The sequence below is a fragment of the Hungatella sp. SL.1.14 genome, from assembly GCF_024460495.1.
In the GTDB taxonomy this organism is placed as follows: Bacteria; Bacillota; Clostridia; order Lachnospirales; family Lachnospiraceae; genus Hungatella; species Hungatella hathewayi.
The window spans coordinates 261,377-283,538 of the sequence record NZ_JANFYJ010000003.1; the positions used below are offsets into that span (position 1 = coordinate 261,377).

25 protein-coding genes and 1 CRISPR repeat array (1 of these 26 only partly in view) are annotated in these 22,162 nt (G+C 51.6%); of the genes, 21 read left to right on the top strand and 4 right to left on the bottom strand.

The features are described from left to right. A CRISPR array of direct repeats spans window positions 1–164; the repeat unit is 33 nt; unit sequence GAGTCATCTCCTGCGGGAGATGTGGATTGAAAT (it extends 204 nt beyond the left edge of the window). Between the two features lie 131 nt (window positions 165–295). Further along, a complete protein-coding gene (locus NE473_RS05105; protein ID WP_055649372.1) occupies window positions 296–1,801 on the bottom strand; it encodes a DUF4454 domain-containing protein in 1,506 nt (501 codons plus the stop codon). Between the two features lie 172 nt (window positions 1,802–1,973). Between NE473_RS05105 and spoIIIAA the strand changes: the two genes are divergently transcribed. The 13 genes from spoIIIAA (at window position 1,974) to NE473_RS05170 (ending at window position 12,359) form a co-directional block, all read left to right on the top strand. Further along, complete coding sequence (gene spoIIIAA / locus NE473_RS05110) at window positions 1,974–2,978, top strand: stage III sporulation protein AA (RefSeq protein WP_155521563.1); 1,005 nt, start codon at window positions 1,974–1,976, stop codon at window positions 2,976–2,978. Further along, on the top strand, window positions 2,971–3,501 hold the full coding sequence (locus NE473_RS05115; RefSeq protein WP_006771931.1) for a stage III sporulation protein AB: 531 nt from the start codon (window positions 2,971–2,973) through the stop codon (window positions 3,499–3,501). Before spoIIIAA ends, NE473_RS05115 begins: the two co-directional genes overlap by 8 nt. Before the next feature lie 75 nt (window positions 3,502–3,576). Next, complete coding sequence (gene spoIIIAC / locus NE473_RS05120) at window positions 3,577–3,771, top strand: stage III sporulation protein AC (protein ID WP_002601071.1); 195 nt, start codon at window positions 3,577–3,579, stop codon at window positions 3,769–3,771. A gap of 13 nt (window positions 3,772–3,784) precedes the next feature. Further along, window positions 3,785–4,171, top strand: coding sequence for a SpoIIIAC/SpoIIIAD family protein (locus NE473_RS05125; protein WP_006771933.1), 387 nt, complete (start codon window positions 3,785–3,787; stop codon window positions 4,169–4,171). Next, a complete protein-coding gene (locus NE473_RS05130) occupies window positions 4,168–5,412 on the top strand; it encodes a stage III sporulation protein AE (RefSeq protein ID WP_055649374.1) in 1,245 nt (414 codons plus the stop codon). The genes NE473_RS05125 and NE473_RS05130 overlap by 4 nt, the downstream gene beginning before the upstream one ends. Window positions 5,413–5,417: 5 nt before the next feature. Then, the gene (locus NE473_RS05135) at window positions 5,418–6,155 is read left to right on the top strand and encodes a stage III sporulation protein AF (RefSeq protein ID WP_256265172.1); all 738 of its coding nucleotides are present in this window, start codon (window positions 5,418–5,420) and stop codon (window positions 6,153–6,155) included. Then, window positions 6,109–6,732 carry a SpoIIIAG-related protein gene (locus NE473_RS05140; RefSeq protein WP_256265173.1) on the top strand — a complete coding sequence of 208 codons (624 nt, stop codon included), beginning with the start codon at window positions 6,109–6,111 and terminating at the stop codon, window positions 6,730–6,732. The genes NE473_RS05135 and NE473_RS05140 overlap by 47 nt, the downstream gene beginning before the upstream one ends. A gap of 16 nt (window positions 6,733–6,748) precedes the next feature. Then, on the top strand, window positions 6,749–7,615 hold the full coding sequence (locus NE473_RS05145; protein ID WP_006771937.1) for a SpoIIIAH-like family protein: 867 nt from the start codon (window positions 6,749–6,751) through the stop codon (window positions 7,613–7,615). 361 nt (window positions 7,616–7,976) lie between these two features. Next, on the top strand, window positions 7,977–8,972 hold the full coding sequence (locus tag NE473_RS05150; protein WP_309296579.1) for an ABC transporter permease: 996 nt from the start codon (window positions 7,977–7,979) through the stop codon (window positions 8,970–8,972). Further along, entirely contained in the window at window positions 8,969–9,961 is a 993-nt protein-coding gene (locus NE473_RS05155) for an iron chelate uptake ABC transporter family permease subunit (protein WP_055649376.1), read from the top strand. The genes NE473_RS05150 and NE473_RS05155 overlap by 4 nt, the downstream gene beginning before the upstream one ends. Window positions 9,962–9,993: 32 nt before the next feature. Then, window positions 9,994–10,746, top strand: a complete 753-nt coding sequence (locus NE473_RS05160) for an iron ABC transporter ATP-binding protein (protein WP_022033547.1) — start codon at window positions 9,994–9,996, stop codon at window positions 10,744–10,746. Window positions 10,747–10,832: 86 nt separating this feature from the next. Continuing rightward, on the top strand, window positions 10,833–11,885 hold the full coding sequence (locus NE473_RS05165) for a siderophore ABC transporter substrate-binding protein (RefSeq protein ID WP_055649377.1): 1,053 nt from the start codon (window positions 10,833–10,835) through the stop codon (window positions 11,883–11,885). An 87-nt stretch (window positions 11,886–11,972) separates the two neighbouring features. After that, window positions 11,973–12,359, top strand: a complete 387-nt coding sequence (locus NE473_RS05170) for an Asp23/Gls24 family envelope stress response protein (RefSeq protein WP_002601061.1) — start codon at window positions 11,973–11,975, stop codon at window positions 12,357–12,359. 69 nt (window positions 12,360–12,428) lie between these two features. Here the strand turns inward: NE473_RS05170 and NE473_RS05175 are convergent, their stop codons facing one another. After that, window positions 12,429–13,298 carry a LysR family transcriptional regulator gene (locus NE473_RS05175; RefSeq protein WP_055649378.1) on the bottom strand — a complete coding sequence of 290 codons (870 nt, stop codon included), beginning with the start codon at window positions 13,296–13,298 and terminating at the stop codon, window positions 12,429–12,431. Window positions 13,299–13,506: 208 nt separating this feature from the next. On the opposite strand from NE473_RS05175, the gene NE473_RS05180 reads away from it, so the two are divergent. The 5 genes from NE473_RS05180 (at window position 13,507) to NE473_RS05200 (ending at window position 17,142) form a co-directional block, all read left to right on the top strand. Then, window positions 13,507–14,082 (top strand): UbiX family flavin prenyltransferase, encoded by a 576-nt coding sequence (locus NE473_RS05180; protein ID WP_055649379.1) that lies wholly within the window; start codon window positions 13,507–13,509, stop codon window positions 14,080–14,082. Further along, on the top strand, window positions 14,075–14,470 hold the full coding sequence (lpdD, locus tag NE473_RS05185; protein ID WP_055649380.1) for a prenylated flavin chaperone LpdD: 396 nt from the start codon (window positions 14,075–14,077) through the stop codon (window positions 14,468–14,470). Before NE473_RS05180 ends, lpdD begins: the two co-directional genes overlap by 8 nt. After that, entirely contained in the window at window positions 14,463–15,932 is a 1,470-nt protein-coding gene (locus tag NE473_RS05190) for a UbiD family decarboxylase (RefSeq protein ID WP_006771947.1), read from the top strand. The genes lpdD and NE473_RS05190 overlap by 8 nt, the downstream gene beginning before the upstream one ends. A gap of 114 nt (window positions 15,933–16,046) precedes the next feature. Continuing rightward, window positions 16,047–16,220 (top strand): hypothetical protein, encoded by a 174-nt coding sequence (locus NE473_RS05195; protein ID WP_155560749.1) that lies wholly within the window; start codon window positions 16,047–16,049, stop codon window positions 16,218–16,220. Window positions 16,221–16,302: 82 nt separating this feature from the next. Next, the gene (locus tag NE473_RS05200) at window positions 16,303–17,142 is read left to right on the top strand and encodes a hypothetical protein (RefSeq protein ID WP_055651629.1); all 840 of its coding nucleotides are present in this window, start codon (window positions 16,303–16,305) and stop codon (window positions 17,140–17,142) included. Window positions 17,143–17,237: 95 nt separating this feature from the next. Here NE473_RS05200 and NE473_RS05205 read toward each other — a convergent pair whose 3' ends face one another. After that, complete coding sequence (locus NE473_RS05205) at window positions 17,238–17,741, bottom strand: GNAT family N-acetyltransferase (RefSeq protein ID WP_006771950.1); 504 nt, start codon at window positions 17,739–17,741, stop codon at window positions 17,238–17,240. Window positions 17,742–17,751: 10 nt separating this feature from the next. Then, window positions 17,752–18,321 carry a hypothetical protein gene (locus tag NE473_RS05210; RefSeq protein WP_055651630.1) on the bottom strand — a complete coding sequence of 190 codons (570 nt, stop codon included), beginning with the start codon at window positions 18,319–18,321 and terminating at the stop codon, window positions 17,752–17,754. Window positions 18,322–18,524: 203 nt separating this feature from the next. On the opposite strand from NE473_RS05210, the gene NE473_RS05215 reads away from it, so the two are divergent. The 3 genes from NE473_RS05215 to NE473_RS05225 are packed head-to-tail and all read left to right on the top strand — an operon-like array spanning window position 18,525 to window position 22,160. After that, on the top strand, window positions 18,525–19,415 hold the full coding sequence (locus NE473_RS05215; protein WP_055651631.1) for an FAD binding domain-containing protein: 891 nt from the start codon (window positions 18,525–18,527) through the stop codon (window positions 19,413–19,415). Continuing rightward, a complete protein-coding gene (locus NE473_RS05220) occupies window positions 19,412–19,909 on the top strand; it encodes a (2Fe-2S)-binding protein (RefSeq protein WP_022033538.1) in 498 nt (165 codons plus the stop codon). The genes NE473_RS05215 and NE473_RS05220 overlap by 4 nt, the downstream gene beginning before the upstream one ends. Then, window positions 19,893–22,160 carry a xanthine dehydrogenase family protein molybdopterin-binding subunit gene (locus tag NE473_RS05225; RefSeq protein ID WP_055651632.1) on the top strand — a complete coding sequence of 756 codons (2,268 nt, stop codon included), beginning with the start codon at window positions 19,893–19,895 and terminating at the stop codon, window positions 22,158–22,160. The genes NE473_RS05220 and NE473_RS05225 overlap by 17 nt, the downstream gene beginning before the upstream one ends. The last annotated feature ends 2 nt before the right edge of the window (window positions 22,161–22,162 follow it).

Consider the following 22,162-nt stretch of genomic DNA (forward strand, 5'->3'; position numbering starts at 1 on the left):
TCATCTCCTGCGGGAGATGTGGATTGAAATTGCAAACTCATAAGAAGTTCAGGAGGCGGATGATGAGTCATCTCCTGCGGGAGATGTGGATTGAAATTTAGGTATCTGCATTGAATGTCGTACCTGGAAGCGAGTCATCTCCTGCGGGTGATGTTGATTGAAACCATATGGAAAATCATACTAATGTCAACCAATCTGTAAAAAAATGTCCCACAAACACTGTGATTTCCACAAAAAAGAACCTTCAGATCACCATATCCGAAGGTCCTTTTTTTATCCAATTTCCTTTTTCTACCTAATCACCAAGATAATAAAATGCTGTAAAATACCCTTTCTCATTATAGTAAAGATCATTACCGTATACGGTATATTCAGCCGAAGCCTCCTCTTTGCCTTCTTCAACCGGTTCTCCGGCATATAGTTCCTTTTGAGTTTTTGATGCTTCCGCAAGGTTGGTATAGGTGCCTGTGACGGCGCCTTTGAGGATATAAATATTGCCCTCATAGACCGTTTTCATAATCGTATCGTCACTGTCCTCCCACAGGGTATACGTTCCGTTCTCTAAATCCGCGGTGATCGCCGCCTCATTGCCGTAAGTGGAGGGATCCATACCTTTGTCATACGTCAAATAGCCGTTTGAACCGCTGGGCCCGGCGTTGGGATTCAGGGATAACATCCTGCTTTTGCCAGTCAGTGCATTTAAAACGAGTTCGACTTCCCTTCCGTTTTGGACCTGGGAAAATTGCTCCTGTGTGATGGAAGCGGGAATGGAGATGGAACCGGGGACGCAGTAATATACGCCCATATCCTCAGCCTTTGATAAGTCGGCAGACAGCCCGGTTTCATGGCCTGGATGCAAATAAGAAAGATACGGTGCCACCGGAAGCCGGTCCCACTCATCGCCATATTGAATGCCGTCTATCGTGTTCCTTTCATTGTAAGGAATCTCTTCCAATTCCCGGATCAGCGTAATATTCTTCTTTTCAATGTCAGAGAGCACGGCATCTGAAAATGCGTTCGGTTCCAGAAGTCCGCGATACCACGCTTGAGCGGAAAAATACTGATTGAGGCTCTCCGTATCAAATTTCCGTCCATGGGCCGCATAAATTTCATTTCTGAGCAGCTTAAGGTCTTCGGTTGGGTATAGATACAGATCAGCTTTTCCCAGATAGCGGGTGAATTCATCCGGACGGCTGAAGGAATCCTGAAATGAATAGTACTCTCCTTCCAGACGGGGATCCCCCTGAACTGCAATATAAGGCACTGTTTCGTCTAAATGAAAGGTGATTTCACATGTCCCGTTTTTCTGATTCGTTCCAAAGAATTCCGGTATGAGCTTGTACGTTATTGTCCCGCTCTCTGTATTAATTACCGCGTCGGCGGTTCCGTTCCAACTGCTTTCATATTGACTATCCTGAGTCTGGAAATGACAGGTCAGACTGTCAGACTCTTTCCAATCCTGTGCCAGTGAAAAGGATATGGCAGTCCTTATGTCGCCGGCCTTGACATACCGGTTGGAGATCAGGCTGGGGTCAGCGTTTAAATGATTCAATGCTTTAACAGAAAAAGTATGGAAAGCGGTTTCTGCGTCTTTCGTTTCCTCAGTCCCGATGGAAACATGATCTGCCGCATCAGAGCTCTGATCTTTTGCAGCGGGTTTTTCCTCAGCCGGAGACACGGTTTCCGCCTGGCTCTCCTTCTGAAAGGACTCAGCAGGGGCGTCAAAACCGCTGTCTGTATGGCATGCGGAGGTTAAAAGGCCCAGGGCGATTATAAGGACGGGCAGCAGCTTATTCTTCATATATGTTCCTTTCCGCTGTGCTGAACCGAATCACTTCGGCTCAGTGACATCGATGGTTCCTGTTTACGGTATTCCATACAGCTATCATACCATATACCTCTGAAAAATGAAAATAATTCTCCGTCATAATTTGTCCCCCTTCACATATATTGAGGTAAGAGGAGGGATGAAGGTGGAGAAAAAAGACGAGCTCATAAAGATCTTTTCGAAGAATATAAGAGAGATTCTGACCCGGGTTGCCGTAAGCTTTGACGAAGTGCAGGAGATCCGCCTGCGGGTTGCGGCACCGCTTTTAATGGTTTACAAGAACGAGGAATACTACATAAGCCGCTTGGGCCAGCTGAGCCGGGACTGCCGGGACGCCTACTTAGTGAGCCGGAACGAGTTAAAGGAAACCATGGAATACATGAGCAATTATTCCCTGTATGCGTTTGAGGAAGAGATGAAACAGGGATTTCTTACCATCCAGGGAGGCCACCGTATCGGCGTGGCAGGAAAAACGATTCTGGATGAGTCGGGAATTAAGACGATGAAGTTTATATCCTTTATTAATGTAAGATTGTCCCACCAGGTGAAGGGCTGTGCTTCCCCGGTGCTGCCGTATCTCTACGACAGTGAAGAGATTCTGCACACCCTGATTATTTCCCCGCCCCGGTGCGGCAAAACGACGCTGCTTCGCGATCTGATCCGGCAGATTTCCAATGGGACGGAGGCTCATCCGGGCATGACGGTGGGGGTGGTGGACGAACGGTCGGAAATCGGCGCCTGTTATCAGGGGATGCCTCAGAATGAGCTGGGGATCCGCACCGACATTCTCGACTGCTGTCCAAAGGCCCGGGGCATGATGATGCTGATCCGGACCATGTCCCCCCGGGTCATTGCCGTTGACGAAATAGGCAGCAGGGAAGATTTGGAGGCCGTGGAATACGTTATGAACTGCGGATGCAAGCTGATTGCCACGGTGCACGGAAGCTCCATCGATGATCTGAAACAGAAGCCGGTGCTCAGAAGGCTGGTGGATGAGCGGATTTTCGAGCGGTATATCGTGCTGAATAATAAAGGAAAGATCGGAAATATCGATCAGATCTACGATTCCCGCGGGACCCAGCTCTATAAGGCAGAGGTTCACCGCATGGGAAAGAGATGGAACAGCGAGGAGTGCATGGCATATGGTTAATACGGGAATCAGACTGCTGGGAGCCGTTCTTGTCGTGGTTTCCTGCTCCGGTATGGGATTCTTCCTGGCGGGGCAGTGGGGAGAACGGCTAAAAACCATGGAACACTTGAGAAAAATGATCTTCCTGCTGAAGGGAGAGATCGTATACGCCCGCTCTGCACTCCCCGAAAGCTTCGAGCGGACGGGGAAGAAGGGCGGAGGCGAGATCGGCGATCTGTTTGTCCGGGTGGCTGGGCGGATGGAGGGACAGCGGGGGGAACCATTTTACGATATCTGGCAGGAGGAGATCGAGAAGCTTCCAAAAGCCTTCTGCCTCTCCAAAGAGGACAGGCAGAGCTTAAAAGGACTGGGGGAGCACCTGGGTTACTTAGACTTGGAAATGCAGGAGCGGACGATTCTTCTCTATCTGGAACAGCTGGATTTAACCATCGGATATTTAAGGGAGCATAAGCAGGAGCGAAGCCGTCTCTATACCAGCCTCGGTATTATGGGCGGAATCTTCTTAACGATTATGATGTATTAATACGCCGGACGGCGGAAGCGTATGCGGGCCGGCAGTCCGGACGCGGACGAAACAAGTGTGTATAAGGAGGATAGCATGGGGGTCAATCTGATATTCAAAATAGCGGCGGTTGGAATCCTGGTTTCCGTCATCTGCCAGGTACTTAAGCACAGCGGGCGGGAAGAACAGGCATTTTTAACGAGTCTCGCGGGTTTAATCCTGGTGCTGTTCTGGCTGGTGCCTTACATTTATCAGCTGTTTGAAACCATTAAAAATCTGTTTGCATTGTAGGGGTAGTGAGAATATGACGGTAGTGACCATAGCCGTAGTCGGAATCACAGCAGTCCTTCTGGCTGTTGCACTGAAGGGAATGAAGGGAGAGTACGGTATCTATCTGGTGATGGCAGCCGGATTTTTCATCTTTTTTTACGGAGTCGGAAAGCTGACTACAATTCTGGATACCATCAAACAGGTTCAGTCTTATATTAAGATCAACAGTGTGTACTTATCCACCCTGATTAAAATGATCGGGATCACCTATGTGGCAGAATTTGCCGCCGGAATCTGCAAAGATGCCGGGTACGGCGCTGTGGGAACACAGATCGAAATCTTTGGTAAACTGTCGGTGCTTGCCGTCAGCATGCCGATTCTTCTGGCCCTCATCGAGACACTGCAGGTATTTCTGTCATGAAGGGGCGTCTGTTAAAAACAGCTGTTTTACTGGTACTGGCACTCCTTCTGGCAGGAACCGGGGGTGTGTTCTCCGAAGGCAGACTGTGCGCTGGCTTCTTAAGCTTTGCGGCAGAGCATGGTGGACAATCTCCGGTCGATTCCGGGAAGACGGTGGATGAAGCGGAGACAAAAGAGGTCTCCATGGATCTGGAACAGTATGATTTGTCGGAAATCCAGGATTATATCAATGCACAGGGAACGAGCGGCTGGAACCTGTCATTTAAACAGATGATGAAGGACATCATGGCGGGCAGACTGGGAGATGTGATGGGGCAGATCGGTACGAGCATTCGTGACGCACTGTTTTCGGAAGTCAGAAACAACAGCCATATGATGGGGCAGATTATTATTCTTGGAATTATCGGCGCCGTGTTTAGCAATTTTTCCAATGTTTTTACAGGAAGCCAGATATCGGAGACAGGCTTTTTCGTCACCTATCTGCTGCTGTTTACCTATTTGGCAGCCAGTTTTTTTACGAGTATTACCATCGCAGGCAGTGTGGTGAATCAGATTCTGGGATTTATGAAGGCGCTGATGCCGGCGTATTTTCTGGCGGCGGCGTTTGCGGGGGGAAGCGTATCGGCAGTCGCTTCCTATGAATTTACGCTGTTTGCCATCACGGTGGCTCAGACCATTACCGCCTCGGTCCTTCTGCCCATGGTGAAGGTCTACGCGCTTCTCGTCATGGCAGGCCACATTGCAAAGGAGGACATCCTGTCGAAGCTGACGGATCTCTTAAATGATGTGATCACCTGGAGCCTAAAGACAATGGTCGGTATTGTTCTGGGATTTCACCTCATTCAGGGGCTGGTGCTCCCCTACGTGGATTCCATGAAAACGGGAGCCGTTCAGAAACTGATCGGAATCATACCGGGGGTGGGGCAGGGGGCCAGCGCCGTGACGCAGATGGTGATTGGTTCAGGCGTCCTTGTAAAGAATACCATGGGTGCCGCCGGGGTGGTGGTTCTGGTGATCATCACGCTGATTCCCATGCTGAAGCTGGTGATTCTCATGATTCTGTATCAGTGCGTGGCAGCTGTCCTGCAGCCGGTATGCGATAAACGGATTGTATCCTGCATCTCGGACATGGCCCGAGGGCATAAAATTCTGCTGTCCATTGCGGCCTCCGCCATTGTGCTGTTCGTAGTGACAGTCGCAGTGGTATGCGCCTCCACAAATGTAACGTATTACGCAGGGTGATTGACATGGAAGGTATCTATGAGTGGATCAGAAATATCACGTATTATCTGATCTTTATGACAGTGGTAACCAATCTTCTTCCCGATAAGAAGTATGAAAAATATTTCCGGCTGTTTGCGGGCATGGTGCTCATTCTGCTGGTCTTAAAACCGTTTACGGGGGGACTCCGGCTGGATGACAAACTGGCCTATTACTTCGAAGCCATCAGCTTTCAGAAAGAGGCGTCGGAGCTTTCGGCCCAGATCTCAGATATGGAAAGCGTTCGTTTAAAGAGTATGGTGAGCCAGTACGAGGAGGCGGTGGAGCATGACCTGCGTACCATGGCAGAATCGTCGGGATTTGTCTGTGTGAAGGCGAAGGCTCTCATTGACGGGGATGAAAAGAATGCGAGGTTCGGTCACGTGGTATCCGTCAGCCTCCGCCTTGCTCCGGACAGCCCAGGACAGACGGATCAGGGGAACAATACCAAAATCAGGCCGGTTGAATCAGTGGAACGGATCCGCGTGGAACTCGGCGGCGGGAGCACAGAGGTGTCGGAGACAGCCGGAGAAAGAAATCCGGCCGCAGCCGGTACAGAAACCGGAACGTCCGCCGGAGAGATAACGAAACCGGCCGGCGCATCGGCGGGGCAGCCGGATCACCGGCAGGAAGAAAATTCTGCTCTGGCAGGTTTAAGACGGCGCATTTCAGAATATTATGATTTGGAGGAACAGGACATTGAAATTCAACAGGAAATTGGGTAAGGATAAATGGCTGATTCTGCTGGCGGCAGGACTTCTGCTCCTGGTCCTCACGATTCCATCCGGTCCGGAGACGGAAAAGAAGATGATGAAAGACGCCGCATCGGGAACGGAAGCTGTCTTACAGGAAGGTCTGGTGACAGAGGCGGGAGAACCGGTGGCCGCGGCCGCAAATGCGGACCGTACCTATGAACAGCAGCTGGAGCAGCGGGTGAAGCAGATTTTAAAGACGGTGGATGGCGTCGGGACTGTTGATGTGATGATCGTGCTCAAATCTTCTGAGGAGAAGGTGCTGCGTGTAGATAAAAATACCAGCAGCTCCAGCACGGAGGAACAGGACAGCGGCGGCGGAACGAGGAAGAGCAGCAGCGCAGAACAGCAGGAAAGTACAATTTTGACCGGATCCGGGGAAAACACGGCGCCGATCGTGGAGAAAGAAATTCGCCCTGAAATAGAAGGAATCATCATCAGCGCCCAGGGCGGAGGCAGTCCAACTGTAAAAGCTGAAATTTCAGGCGCGATGGAAGCATTATTTGACTTGCCGCCACATAAAATAAAAGTATTAAAGAGGGTGGAATAAAAAAGGAGTGTTAGGAATGAGAAGCTTAAAAGATATCAGAGAATCTAAAGTCCCGGGAACCCCAAAGAAAATGAATATGAAAAAACTGTTCAGAAGAAATCAGATTATCATCACAACGCTGGCGGTCATGATCGCGGCTGCCGGATATCTAAACTACGCAGGAAAACAGGAAATGGCGTCGGGAACCGACGTGTATGAGGCCGGTGTGACAGATATATCCGATGAGGACATTCTGGCCGAGAACCAGGCGCTGACAGGCGATCCCGGCAATTACCAGGAGATTGCAAGCCTTGACAATGATCCGAGTGATGAAAGCCTGGCCGCTCAGGATACAGACGGCTCCGGCAGCGCAGCGGCCAGTAATCAGGAAGGCGTGGCGGGAGATGCAGCCGCGGACACGGCCAATGCAGCCGACAATTCGGCGGCAGAAGGCGGACAGCTGGCAGCGAATGACGCAGCGTCCAGTGACACGGAAACCGGTCTGGAAAATCCGGGGGAAGCAGTCTTAACCAGTGGTATGAATGTGTCAGATTACATAGCGAACGTTCAGCTGAGCAGAGAGCAGGTCCGTGCCAAGAACAAAGAGACCCTGATGAATCTGATCAACAATGAGAACATCGAAGAGGCAGCCAAACAGGAAGCGATTCAGGAAATGATCGACATGACTGCAATTTCCGAAAAAGAGAACGCCGCGGAGACTCTTCTGATGGCCAAGGGCTTCTCCGATCCGGTTGTCAGCATTACCAGCGGAAAGGTCGATGTCGTTATCAACGCCTCCAGCATTACCGATCCTCAGCGTGCCCAGATTGAGGACATCGTAAAGCGCAAAACAGAAGTGGGGGCGGAGAACATCGTGATTACCCTGATGAAGCTGGAAGAATAGAAGGGAATAAACGGAATGAGCAGACAGGGATGCGAAAAGCTGCAAATGGCTTTTTCGCATCCCTGCTCTTTATTTCCGGCGATTTCCATTACCGGAAATCGCCGTTTTTTCCTTCTGTTATTGAGAAAAGTTTGTGCATTTTATGGAGTTGCCCATGACTAACTCTCTGTGTTATGATAATCAGGCAGCGCGCGGTGTAAGAATCATAGTAGTCCAGTATGCATGTGATGGGATATCCTGCGTGTTGTATTTTTTTACTGTTTAGTTAGCTAACACTAACTAAAGCCTGTACATAGCTTGAGAGGAGGAACCTAAAATAAAACCAAAGACTCTAACCATCCTTCTGGCCGTATTACTGGCCGTGCTGTCGGTGGTATCACTGTTTCTGGGCGTTATGGAACTCAGCCCGGAAGGTGTGCTGCGGGGGGATTTTGAGCAGATGGAAATTCTGTTTATATCCCGGCTGCCCCGTCTTCTGGCAATTCTCTGTACCGGAGTCGGTATGAGTATTTCCGGTCTGATCATGCAGCAGCTCTGCATGAATAAATTCGTCTCCCCAACCACGGGCGCGACGATTTCGTCGGCGCAGTTCGGTATTTTACTGGCGCTGCTGTTTATGCCGTCATCTTCCCTGTGGGGACGGGCCGTCTTCGCTTTTGCTGCGGCCATCGCGGGGACATGGATCTTCGTCTGTTTCATTCAGAGAATCCAGTTTAAGGACGTGGTCATGGTTCCGCTGGTGGGAATCATGTTCGGCAACGTGATCGGAGGCGTGACCAGCTATCTGGCCTACAAATACGACATGACCCAGGCTCTTTCGTCCTGGCTGGTGGGACATTTTTCCCTGGTGATCAGAGGGCGCTACGAACTGGTGTATTTAACGCTTCCGCTGGTGCTTCTGGCATTTTTGTTTGCCAATCATTTCAATATTGTGGGAATGGGGAAGAATTTCTCAAAAAATCTGGGTGTCAACTACAATGTCGTGCTTTTCCTGGGACTGAGCATCGCCGCCATGATTACGGCCAGCATCGTGGTCGTTGTCGGCAGCGTCTCTTACATCGGACTGATCGTTCCCAACCTGGTGGCCATGTTTAAAGGCGACCGGATACGGGGAACTCTGCTGGATACCGCCCTGTTTGGAGCGCTGTTTGTCCTGGTCTGCGACATGATCGGCCGGACCGTGATCGCGCCCTATGAGCTGCCCATTGAATTAATCATCGGCGTCATCGGAAGCGCAGTTTTTGTGGGTATGCTGATCTACCGCTTAAACCACGGACGGAAAAGCATTTCCCTTCCCTTCGGGAAAAAGAGAGCCGCGGCAGTACCCTCGCCGCAGACTGGAGGAACAGAAGCATGAAACAGGAGACAGGAAGCAGGAGGAAAAAGACAGGAAGCATTAACGGAAAGAAGCTGGTGATGCTTTCACTGCTGGCAGCAGCGGCCTCCGTACTCTATCTCTTTCTGAATGTGAATATGAAATATTTCAGCTACGCCATGAGCCTGCGGATTCCAAAGCTGGCGGTCATGCTGATTACGGCGTTCTGCATCGGAGGGGCTTCCGTCATCTTCCAGTCGGTGATCAACAATACCATTGTGACACCGTGCCTTCTGGGGATGAACTCCCTCTATACGCTGATTCATACGGCGGTGGTGTTTTTCTTCGGATCCACCAGTCTGCTGGCCCGCAATACCAATCTTTCGTTTGCGGTGGATCTGGTGCTTATGGCGATCATCGCCACCGTCATTTACAGTTACTTATTTAAGAAGACAAGCCATAACGTACTGTATGTTCTGCTGGCCGGAACGGTGTTGTCCACCTTTTTTACCAGTATGCAGACGACGCTGACGCGCATCATGGACCCCAACGAGTACGACAGCCTTCTGGCATCGCTGGTCGCCAGCTTCACCAATGTAAATACGGAAATCATTTTCTTTTCCCTGATTCTGATCGCAGTTCTGCTCCTTGCCCTCCGCCGGGAACTGGCGCTGTTGGATGTCATTACACTGGGAAAGGCGCAGGCGATTAATCTGGGGGTGGACTATGACCGCACCGTGCGCAGACTGCTTCTGGGGGTGACTCTGTTTATCGCCATAGCGACGGCCATGGTCGGGCCGATCTCATTCCTGGGCCTGATTATCGCCAATTTGTCAAGGCAGCTGTTTAAAACGTTCCGCCACAGCTATTTGATAGCCGGATCAGCGCTGATCGGAATGGTGATACTGGCAGGCGGCCAGCTGATTACAGAGCAGATATTTACTTACAGCGTTCCTGTCAGTGTGTTTATTACTGTGGGAGGCGGAATTTACTTTCTCTATCTGCTGCTGCGAACGAGCCGTTCTGCGTAGGCGTGGATAACCATCATAAGGAGGTGACAACGATGTTTGTCAAAGAACTTTTGAAAAAATACAATGGAAAAACCGTGGTGGATGGCGTTTCCTTCGAACTGCCGGCGGGAAAGGTGATCTCGCTGATCGGTCCCAACGGAGCCGGAAAATCAACGGTCATGGGAATGATCTCCAGACTGATCGCCCAGGATGACGGCTCGGTGGATTTCGAGGGAAAGGATATTTCCAGGTGGAAGAGCCGGGATCTGGCGAAGCGTCTGGCTATTCTGACCCAGAGCAGCCACGTCCAGATGAAGCTGACGGTCCGGGAGCTGGTGGCATTTGGCCGTTTTCCATACAGCGGCAGCCGGATTACGGCGGAGGATGAAGAAATCATCGATAAGGCCATTGCTTATATGGAACTGGAGGAATTTGAGGACCGGTTTATCGACGAACTGTCCGGCGGCCAGCGCCAGCGCGCTTACATTGCCATGGTCATTGCGCAGGACACGGAATACATCCTGCTTGACGAGCCGACTAACAACCTGGATATTTACCACGCCACCAATATGATGAAAATCGTCCGCAGACTGTGTGATGAGTTGGGAAAAACCGTGATTCTCGTCCTGCACGAGATCAATTACGCAGCATTTTACTCCGACTATATCTGCGCATTTGTGGATGGAAAAATCTCAAAATTCGGGACGGTGGAGGAAGTGATGACAAAGGAAAATCTTTCCGAAATATACCGCGTAGATTTTGAGATTCTGCAAATCGAAGGGAAACCGTTATCGATCTATTACTAGTGTACTGACACGAAACTGCGTCAGCAACGGATGCTGATTCACCATGATGATTATAAATAATTCAGATGAAAAAGGAGATACTGATTATGAAAAAAATGACTTTACTGACACTTGCAATGGCAGCAGCCCTTTCTATGACAGCCTGCGGGCAGGGGACCGGACAGTCAAAAACAACAGACGGACAGTCCGGCGAAGCGACAGTTTCCGCTGAAGCCGAATCTGCCCTGGCTGAGAGCCGGAATGAAAACGCTCAGGCTTCGGAAACACCGGAATCCGTCACCGTAACGACCCTGAATGGAAACGGAGAGAAGGTGGAACTGGAGGTTCCTTATAATCCGGAGCGCGTTGCCATTCTGGACATGGCGGTGCTTGACATGATGGACAACTGGGGACTGGGCAGTCAGATTGTGGGAATGCCGAAATCCTCCAAAATCGATTATCTGATGGAGTATAACAACAACGACGCCATTGTAAATCTCGGTACTTTAAAGGAAGTGGATATGGAGGCGCTCATGGCCAGTGAACCGGATGTGATCTTTATCGGCGGCCGCTTAAGCGCGCAGTATGACGAACTGTCTAAAATTGCTCCCGTCGTTTACACGGCTGTGGACTATGAGGAGGGCGTGATTCAGAGTGTGAAAAACAACGCGTCCATGATTGCGTCCATCTTCGGGGAGGAAGAAAAGGCGGCTGAGGAACTGGCCGGAATCGACGCCCGTGTGGAGACGCTTCGTCAGGCGGCAGAGGGAAAGACCGCAGTGATCGGAATGGTGACCAGCAGCAATTTCAACACGCTTGGTGACGGAAGCCGCTGCTCCCTGATCGGCAATGAAGTTGGATTCACCAATCTGGCCAATGATGTGGACTCCACACACGGCAATGAATCCTCCTTCGAACTTCTCGTTTCCTTAAACCCGGATTATATCTTTGTCCTGGACCGTGATTCCGCAATCAACACGGAAGGCGCGAAGCTGGCGGGAGAAGTGATGGATAACGAACTGGTAAAGAAAACAGATGCATACAAAAACGGCCGTATTGTCTACCTGACGCCAACCGTATGGTATCTGGCGGAAGGCGGCATCACCGCTGCCGATGTGATGTTAAGTGACTTAGAAGCGGGGATTCTGGGACAGGAATAGAAAAATGTTTTGCAAACTGTGGCTGTCTTTGCTATAATAGTCTATAATCCAGGTAGTGGAAAGAATTGAAAACAGGAGGGAATCATTGTGGCAGAGACAGAGAACAGAAATACTCATAAAGTATATGAAAAAGATAAAATCGGCGAAGTACAGATTGCAGATGAAGTGGTAGCCATCATTGCCGGCCTTGCGGCGACGGAAGTAGACGGTGTGGATTCGATGGCAGGCAACATTACCAACGAACTGGTTGGGAAGCTGGGGATGAAGAATTTATCCAAGGGCGTAAAGGTCGAAGTAACGGAAGAGCACGTATCTGTAGACTTATCTTTAAACATCAAGTACGGCTTCAGCATTCCGGAAGTCTGTGAAAAGGTACAGGACAAGGTAAAGAGTGCGATTGAGAACATGACGGGACTTACCGTGCTGGATGTGAACATCAAGATCGCCGGCGTGTCGATGGAAGAAAACCGGTAAGAACGTAATAAAGAGAGACGAAGCTGCGCAGAGAGAATTCTGCACAGCTTCTTTTTTCGTTAAAACGGTTTACGTGGATAAGTATTTCCAGAGAGTCCGGCTGCAGCGTGAGAGTTTTTTTGGAGACTGGCAGGCCAGGACGACATTGGCTGCGACGGGCTCCTGTAACGGTATCACTACGACATTTTCATGGCGGAATACATCTAAATTGCTGTAAGGAAGCAGGCTCACCGCCTCTCCGGCGGCGACGGCGCTGACAATGGATTCTATCTTGGCTGTCCGGGTGACAGCGGGCTGGAATCCTTTTTTTTGACATGCCGTGAGACACAGCCGGTGGATGCTGCTGTCGGGATGCATCAGAATAAACGATTCTCCGGACAGTTCTTCCAGAGGAACGGCTGCCCTGCCCGCCAGCGGATGGTCTGTGGGGGTCAGAAGCACCAGCCGGTCGTGAGCCAGCAGATGGCATGTGCTCTGAATGCCGGTAAGCAGCTCCGGACGGCCGATGACCAGATCGTAGCTGCCATGGCGGAAGCCCTGCCGCAGCGGTTCATCCTCCACTTCGTCAATCAAGAGGGAAATCTCCGGATGAGACTCGGTAAACTGCTTTAAAATGGGATTTAAGCGGTACTGATGCAGAATAGGAAGGACTCCTAAATGTATGATGGATTTCCGGCTGTCCTGATATGGAGCAAGATGCTGCTTCATTCCCTGAATACCCTTCAAAAGCTTAACCGCATCTGGATAGAGGGCGCGTCCGGCCTCCGTTAAAGATGCGTGGCGGCGGCTTCTGTCAAACAGCTGGACATCCAGCTCCAGTTCCAGATTCCGTATCTGTTTGGACAGGGTGGACTGAGCGATATGAAGGCTTTCCGCCGCGTCAAAAAAAGTGGAGCTTTCCACGACCGCCACAAAGTACTGCAGTTGATCAAATGTCATATTCCGCCTCCGTTCATTCATTCGGTTATGGAAACAATGATACCACAAAAGGAATTGATTGTACAGGCGGTTTCCGGTACAGTTGAGGGGAAACGAAGCGCCGTTCCGGCCAGCGGCGGCCGGAACGGAAGGCTGAACTGTTACGGAAAAGCCAAGAGGCTGGCGGGCTTCTATACGACAACAGGAACGGCAAAAAGGAGGAGTTTTCATGGATCTGATCATCGGTGTAACCGGGGCCAGCGGAACGATATACGCAGTAAAGCTTCTGGAGGCCTTAAAGGAGAGGAAAGAAGTTGTAACCCATGTAATATTCAGTGATTACGCCTGGATCAATCTGGAGATTGAAACAGAGTATACGAAAGAGGAGATTCTTTCTCTGGCGGACCACTGCTACGATAACCGCGACTTGGCGGCCTGTATCTCCAGCGGCTCCTATCCGGTGGATGGCGTGGTTGTCCTGCCGTGCAGCATGAAGACGCTGTCGGGAATTGCGAATGGATACGCGGACAATTTGATCACCCGTGTCTGTGATGTCGCCCTGAAGGAGCGGCGCCGTCTGGTGGTCTGTCCCCGGGAGACGCCGCTTAACACCATTCATTTAAAACATCTGTATGAACTTTCGCAGATGGGCGCTGTCATAGTGCCTCCCATGCCGGCATTTTACAACCACCCGGAGACCGTGGAGGACATTGTTAATCACCAGATTATGAAGATTCTGGACCAGTTCCGGATTCCATGGGAAGGTGCAAAACGATGGGGAGAGAAGGTGCGGGACCATGTTTGAGGAACTGATGGATTTTACCATGACAGGCCACGGTGTCTCTGTGCAGTTTCGGGTGCTCCGGATGGGAACCGACTGTCTGGTGCTGGCAGCAGGCGGAGATACGGGCCATATTGGAGCCATTGCCTTCGGTGACAGAGATGAATGCCTGTCAAATGCCAGAGAAGGCCACAGGGAAGGCGTGGTGACTGAACTCATTTACCGGGAACTGGAATCCGTGGTTCCCGGGGGGCTGGCCGTACTGGCCGGCATCCATGTGGACGGAATAACGAAGGAACAGATCATCGGCGTCATTGCGCTGTGCGAAGAAGGCGCTCACCGGATTGCCGCCGGTTTGAGGCAGGATCAGCAGGATCAGAAGGAAGAAAAAGGAGGAAATCAGAATGGTTGAAGATTTACGGAGTGCGGTGGAGGAACTGAAAAAGTATGAAAATCAGATCGCCTGTACAGATACAGAGGTAGATTCCTACGCAGAAGTTGCGGGAATTTACCGCTATGTCGGTGCGGGCGGTACGGTAAAGCGGCCGACGAAGGAGGGACCGGCGCTTCTTTTCCGCAATATCAAAGGATTTCCGGACAAACAGGTGCTGATCGGCCTGCTGGCTTCCAGGAAACGGGTGGGGTATCTGCTGGACTGCCCGCCGGATAAGCTGGGCTTTCTTTTAAAGGACGCGGCCGCGAACCCCGTCATGCCGGAATTTACGGAGAGCGGAGATGTGCCGTGCCAGGAGGAGATTCATTATGCGTCGGATGAGGGCTTCGATATCAGAAAGATTCTTCCGGCGCCTCAGAACACGGAGGAGGATGCAGGCCCATACATTACCATGGGCATGTGCTACGCCTCCGATCCCGTTACGGGAGATGGGGACGTGACGATTCACCGTCTCTGCCTGCAGTCGGCGGACGAGATGACTATGTTTTTCACTCCGGGAGTACGTCATCTGGACGCATTTCGGGAAAAGGCGGAGCGGGAAGGCGTGAATCTGCCCATCAGCATCAGCATTGGTGTGGATCCGGCCATCGAGATCGCCTCCTGCTTTGAACCACCCACTACTCCGCTGGGCTTCAATGAGTTATCCATCGCAGGCGCGCTCCGCAAAAAGCCGGTTCGTATGGCAAAATGCCGGACCATCGACGAATACGCCATCGCCAACGCAGAATTTGTCATTGAGGGGGAGCTGGTGGCCGGTAAGCGGATGCGGGAAGATATCAATACTAATACGGGAAAGGCCATGCCGGAGTTTCCGGGATATACCGGCCACGTGTCAGGGGAACTTCCGGTCATAAAGATCAAAGCGGTTACCCATCGGAAAAATCCAATGATCCAGACCTGTATCGGGCCCAGCGAGGAACACGTGAGCATGGCGGGAATCCCAACGGAGGCCAGTATCCTGACCATGGAAGAGAAAGCGCTTGCCGGGCGCGTGAAAAACGTTTATGCCCACCGCTCCGGAGGAGGCAAATACATGGCGGTCATACAGTTCGCCAAACAGGTTCCCAGTGATGAGGGAAGGCAGCGTCAGGCGGCGCTTATCGCCCTCACCGCATTTCCCGAGCTGAAGCATGTGATTGTGGTGGATGAGGATGTGGATATCTTCGATTCGGACGATGTTTTATGGGCGCTTAACACCCGATATCAGGGCGATGTGGATACTATTACCATTCCAGGAGTCCGCTGCCATCCGCTGGACCCAACAGAGGGACCGGAATATAATCCTATGCTGAAAGACCGGGGAATCAGCTGCAAGACCATTTTCGACTGCACTGTTCCATATGGCCTGAAGGACCGGTTCCAGAGATCGAAATTTAAAGAAGTGAATATGGAAGACTACGAGATCCGGCCATTGGTATAAAGGAGGTTCTTTCCCGGCTTTGGGTGTGGGGCCGCGCCGATGGGCTTGATATCCCGTGTCCGCCTGGCTTCCTACTCGCCACAAAAATGAACGTGACTGTCGGACACAAAGCCCATGTGTTCGCCAGTCACGTTCATTTTTGCGGTTCGTATCCAGATGGCGGCACACTGGGATATCAAGCCCATCGGCACGGCCCCACACCCAAAGCCGAGAAAGAACCTAAAGGATCCGGAAAAAGTAAATCCGTGCGGTCTGATGCAGCTGCCGGGTATCATACCGATTTCCTGAAACCTGCGGAAAAGCATGAAACGGTGGACAATTCCTGCTTTTAAGTATAACATGGTGTTAGAAACATAAAGGAGGATAACCCATGAAAGCGAGGCGAATTTACCCATCAGCACTGGTCCTGTCCCTTTTATTCCTGTCGGGCTGTTACAGAGGCCCTGTTCAGGAGGAGGAGACGCTGCATCTGATACAGGAAAATGCTGCCTCCCTTCCGGGAGGAGAGAGCGCGGACTTATGGCAGGACGAGCATAATACGTATGACAGCTACAGATTATCAGATGGAACAAGTCTTTTGACGGTCTATAAGACCGTTGGACCGGACAACTATTACGTAGCCGGGACCGTGAGTTTTAATGATTTAAATGAATCTGCCCGTAAGGCCATAGATGGTTATTACGAGGAACAGGGACTGCTCTACGACACGGAGACAGAGCTTCAGAAGGCCTATGAGGATTACCTGTCCTGCCGGCAGAACGGAACGGTGTATCAGGAACGCCGTGTCCGTCAGGAGATTACGCCTTCCGCAGCTAATGATACAATGGTATGCTTTATCACAATCGCTGCAATTCCGGTAAGCGGCCAGGAATCAGAGGAGATTCGGCTGGGGGCCGTGTTTAACAGGGAAACAGGGGCGGTATACAGCAACTGGGATTTGTTCAGCCTGCCGGAAGAAGAGGCAAGACAGTGGCTCTTAGATGCTTCGGACGCTGTCAGCCCGGAACTGCGCGGGGAGATGGAAGCAGCCCTGCGGCCGGAGTATATTCTCCTTTTTCCAACCCACTTAGAGATCACCTATCCCCGTGGAACTCTCCCCAGCCAGGAATACAGCACCGGTATTGGCTTGAATTATGATGACAGACTTCTTTCAGTACTGGAACCGTGGGCGGTTCCTGATGGAACTCAGAGTGCGCAGGCCGATCGTTGATTAATAAAATTGAATATATATAATAAGCATGGAAAGCCAACTGTTATTTCCTGATTACAGTTGGCTTTCCATGCTGTACGATCTCCTGCGGCTTCTCATGCCTGTCTGCCGCAATTCCCTGCTCTTTTAGTATGCCTGGCATAATAAACAAGATCCATCCCGTCCTTAATCTTTTCCATCCGCCCAGTCTTTGTATACCCCATTTTCTCATACAGGTGGCAGAGCTTTGCCTCCTGGCTGATTGTATCAAGCTCCCATCTTTGGATCTCCGGATACAGTGCCTCAGCCAGTAAAATAGCCTGCTGCGCATATCCGTGTCCCTGGAATTCAGGAAGAATGAATAACTGCTTGAGCCTGCATAAAGTTTCGAAGTGGCTGATGCGGACCGCACCGATATGCTTTCCGGATAAGCAGATAAAATAGTAATCCGTAAACGGGTCTTTCAGTCTCTGAAGCGTACGGTCCTTCGTCTCCGCGCCTGGATTGGAATCATAATCCTGGTATTTTTCCAGAAGCTGGTGGAAAGAAATGGTCTGTAATTGGTAAAGTTCCTCGCAGTTTGAGAGCCCGGCCTTTGCCAATGTGATCTCCTTACTCATATCTGTCTCCTTACATCATCATTCCATAATCATATATTTTGTAATTTTTATCCAGTGCTTTTCTGCCTACCAGGAAGTTCCGGCCGCATTCTCCGGAGCCCCACTGCGGTGCACGGGCCTCTGCCTTATCTGACCATTTCTGATAGAATTCCACAGGTACAACCACATAATCCTTCAGATTCTCCTGCCGGGCTTTGTGTTCCGCGCCGGGATAGGAAAATGCCCTGTTGTCTCCGATATACTGTTCACGATCCAGGGTGGTGATGGAACGGATGAGATACGTTTCCATGGATTCCCCCTTCAGGAATGCTTCTTTCTCATTTTTCAGCGTAATCCTGTCTGCTTCCGTATTGGGAAGAAGGTTTTTCATTTCATTAAAATCCCCCGTTATCTGGTTTAAGAAGTAACGGGCCACAATGATCTCGGCTGCCGTTTCAGGCCGGTCTTCATATCGGATGCTGCGGGTGCCGACGGTCGTATCTGCAGGTACCGGATAGCTGCGCGGTGCCAACAGGCAGAATGCCGCCAGAAAGGCCGCGGCTCCCAGTACGGATGCAGTCCAGACGGTTTTCTTTTTCATAGGCTCTCCTCCTTATTATGGATGATTCTACCATTGAAGCGGAAAAAAGACTTTAAGGATTTATGAAAATTCTGTTACGATTCCCATAGGAACTACAAAATTGACCATCCATTTTTTGGAGATGGCGCCTGATGGAAACTGTTATAATAAAACTGTGAAAATTGAACGAAAAAAGGCAAAACGAAAGGAGGACTGATTTCCTTATGGTACAGAATTACATAATGGCAAAGGAGGCAAAAGAGGTACCTGCACTGCTTGCCCAATATGAGGGACGCGGAAGGATTATAGCAGGCGGTACCGATCTGGTGCTGGATTTGCAGAGCGGAAAGTATCAGGCGGACTGTCTCGTGGATATCACGGGAATTCCAGAGCTGACCGGGATCAGGCGGGACGGCGGGATTCTGGAGATCGGTGCGGCAGTCACCCATAATCAGGCGGCAGCGAGTTCCATGATCAGGCAGTACGCATATGCGCTGGCAAAGGCGTCCCATTCCGTTGGCTCCAATCAGATTCGCAACTGCAGTACCATCGGCGGCAATCTTGTAAACGGCCAGCCGGCGGCGGACAGTGCGGTGGCACTGGCAGCACTGGGCGCATCGGTGGAGGTGGTAAATGGAACCGGAACAGAAGTGCTTTCCATGGATCGTCTTTACGCCGGATTTGGAAAGAGTACGGTTGACAGCACGAAGAGTCTGGTTACGAGGCTTCTGGTTCCGGCGGCAGGACCCGGTGAGGGAAGCGGTTACGCCAGACTGGAACAGAGAAAGGCTCTGGCGCTGCCCATGGTCTGTGTGGCGGCATTTCTGGCAGTCAGGGATGGCGTGGTGGAACGGTGCCGTATTGCCATGGCTCCGGTAGGTGTGGGACCGGTGCGCGCAGAGGCGGCGGAGACGTTTCTGACCGGAAGAACAGCTTCGAAGGAGCTGTTTCAGGAGGCGGGAAGACTGGCGTTAGAAAATGCGAATCCCAGGGACAGCCTGATCCGCGGTTCGAAGCATTACAGGGAGGAAGTCCTTCCGGTGATGGTGGAACGGGCGCTGCTGGAAGCATTTTCCGATGCCGGAAACGGGAAAAAGGAGGTGGAGCAGGAATGAAGCTGTCCTTTATATTAAATGATGTACCGACCCGGGTGGAGATCGAGCCGTTTGACTTACTGGCGGATGTTCTGCGGGACCGGCTGGGGCTCACCGGAACGAAGAAAGGCTGCGGACAGGGGGAATGCGGTGCGTGTACCGTGATTGTGGACGGAAAAGCGGTCAATTCCTGTATGGTTCCGGCGGCGCGTGTGGAAGGCTGCCGCGTTGTCACCATAGAGGGCTTAAAGACAGCAGGAAAACCCCATCCCATCCAGCAGGCGTTTATCGACGCAGGGGCTGTTCAATGCGGCTTCTGTACGCCGGGAATGATTCTGTCGGCCAAGGCGCTCCTCGATGAGAAGCCCCATCCGACGAGAGAGGAGATCCGAACCGCGCTGGCAGGTAATCTGTGCCGCTGTACCGGATACGTGAAAATAGAACAGGCCGTGGAGCTTGCAGCCCGCGCGCTGGCCCTTATGGAAGGAGGCGAAACGGATGAAGGCGGAAGGTGAAGTAGGAAAACCATTGCCAAGAATTGACGCTCTGGAAAAGGCGACCGGACTGGCAGCGTTTACCACGGATTTAAAGCTTCCCGGGATGCTGCATGCAAAAGTACTGCGAAGCCCGTATCCACATGCCAGAATCGTGTATATCGATACGGCGGAGGCGGAAAAACTGCCCGGAGTACGTGCCGTAGCTACCTATAAAAATACAACGGAATGCCATTTTAACAGCTCCTGCAGCGAGGCGAACCCGCCTGCGGTTCCTGTGGAGGATGAGCAGGTCTTTAATCAGGAACTGCGTTATGTGGGCGATGAGGTGGCAGCGGTCGCCGCGGATACGGAGGAGACGGCAAAGCAGGCTCTTAAGCTGATTCGGGTGGAATACGAGGAGCTGCCTGCGGTCTTTGATCCTCTGGAGGCCATGAAACCAGATGCGCCGCCCGTTCATCCATGTTTTATCGGAAATAACATTGCCGGCATGGCAAAACTTCCCATGGGAGATCTGGAGAAGGGGTTTGGGGAGAGCGATCTTATCCTGGAAGAACGGTTTAAACTTCCCGTGGTAAAGCACTGCCAGCTGGAGACGCAGGCCGCGGTGGCGGATTACTCTGCATCGGGTCATTTGACGGTGTGGTCCACGACCCAGAGTCCCCATCCCTTAAAGAATCTTCTGGCGAAGCTGTTCGGGATGCCGGCCAGCCGGGTCCGTGTACTGAATCCCCCCTATATCGGAGGCGCGTTTGGTTCCCATGTGGGAATGAGCGGAAAAGCGGAACCCATAGCTGCTGCACTGGCGATCCTTGCGGGAAAGCCGGTACGGTTTGTCTATGACAGAAAAGAAGATTTTATCGCTTCGACCACCAGGCACTCCGGTTACATAACGGTGAAGCTTGGAGCGAAGCGGGACGGAAGCTTCCAGGCCCTGTATCTGAACGCCGTTTTAAACACAGGAGGTTACGCTAATGCGGGACCCGACGTGACAGCGGTTCTGGGCGTGACAAATATAAGCATTTATCAGATTCCCAACGTATTGTACGACGGTCTCTGCATCTATACAAACACAACTACAGCAGGTGCCATGAGAGGCTTTGGCAATCCGCAGGGAAACTTTGCGGTGGAGTCCACGGTCGATATGATGGCCGAACGGCTCGGCATGGATCCGATGGAGCTTCGTCTGAAAAATGTTATGACTCCATACGCCCCCTGGCTTCCACCGTATCCCTGCGCTACATGCGGCCTTGCGGAGTGTATGGAAAAGGGAGCGGAGAAGATCGGCTGGACTGACAGAGACAGGCTCAAAAAGACCACGGACAGCAAAAAAGTGCGGGGCATCGGAATGGCGGCTGGAACTCATTTAAGCAACTCCTGGCCTTTTGCGGTGGAGTTTGACAACGCCTATCTGACCGTTATGGAGGACGGTTCCGCCAATTTAGCGGTGGGTGTTCCTGATATGGGACAGGGAATCGCCACCACGCTGTCGCAGGTAGCGGCCTCCTCCCTGGGAATTCCCATGGATCAGGTGAGCATCGTCTTTGGAGACACGGCCAGCACCCCTTACGACATCGGAAGCCATGCCAGCAGAACGCTTTATTCGGCGGGAACTGCGGTAGAGGCGGCGGGACGGGATGCAAAACAGAAGATCCTGGAGTTTACCGCAGAGCAGCTGAAGGCGGATCTGAAAACTCTGACGCTGGAGAATGGGATGATTTCCGTAAATGGAGAACCTTGCATGACCATCGGGGAAGCGGCCCATCTGATTCACAGGTCCAACCGGCAGATCATCGGAATCGGCCAGACCGTACCGTTTAATGCGCCTCCGTGGCACGCTCATTTTGCAGAGGTTGAAGTGGATCTGGAGACGGGGCAGACTGAGGTCCTTCGTCTTGCGGCGGCTCACGATGTGGGCCGGGCCATCAATCCGGATATTGTGGAAGGACAGATTCACGGTTCTGTGCTGCAGGGAATCGGCTATGCCTTAAGCGAACAGATTGTCTATGACAAAAAGGGAAGGCAGGCCCAGGACAGCTTCCATAAATATTACCTTCCAACGATTCTGGAGACACCGGATATCGATGTAATTCTGGTGGAAACCAACGAGCCGAGCGGTCCCTTCGGAGCGAAGGGCGTCGGAGAATGCGGCCTGGTGCCGACTGCTGCAGCCATCGCCAATGCAGTTTACCATGCGACGGGAATCCGGTTCCATGAGATTCCCATAACAGAAGAAAAGATGTTAGAAGCAATAAAAAAGGAAAAGGAGTGATT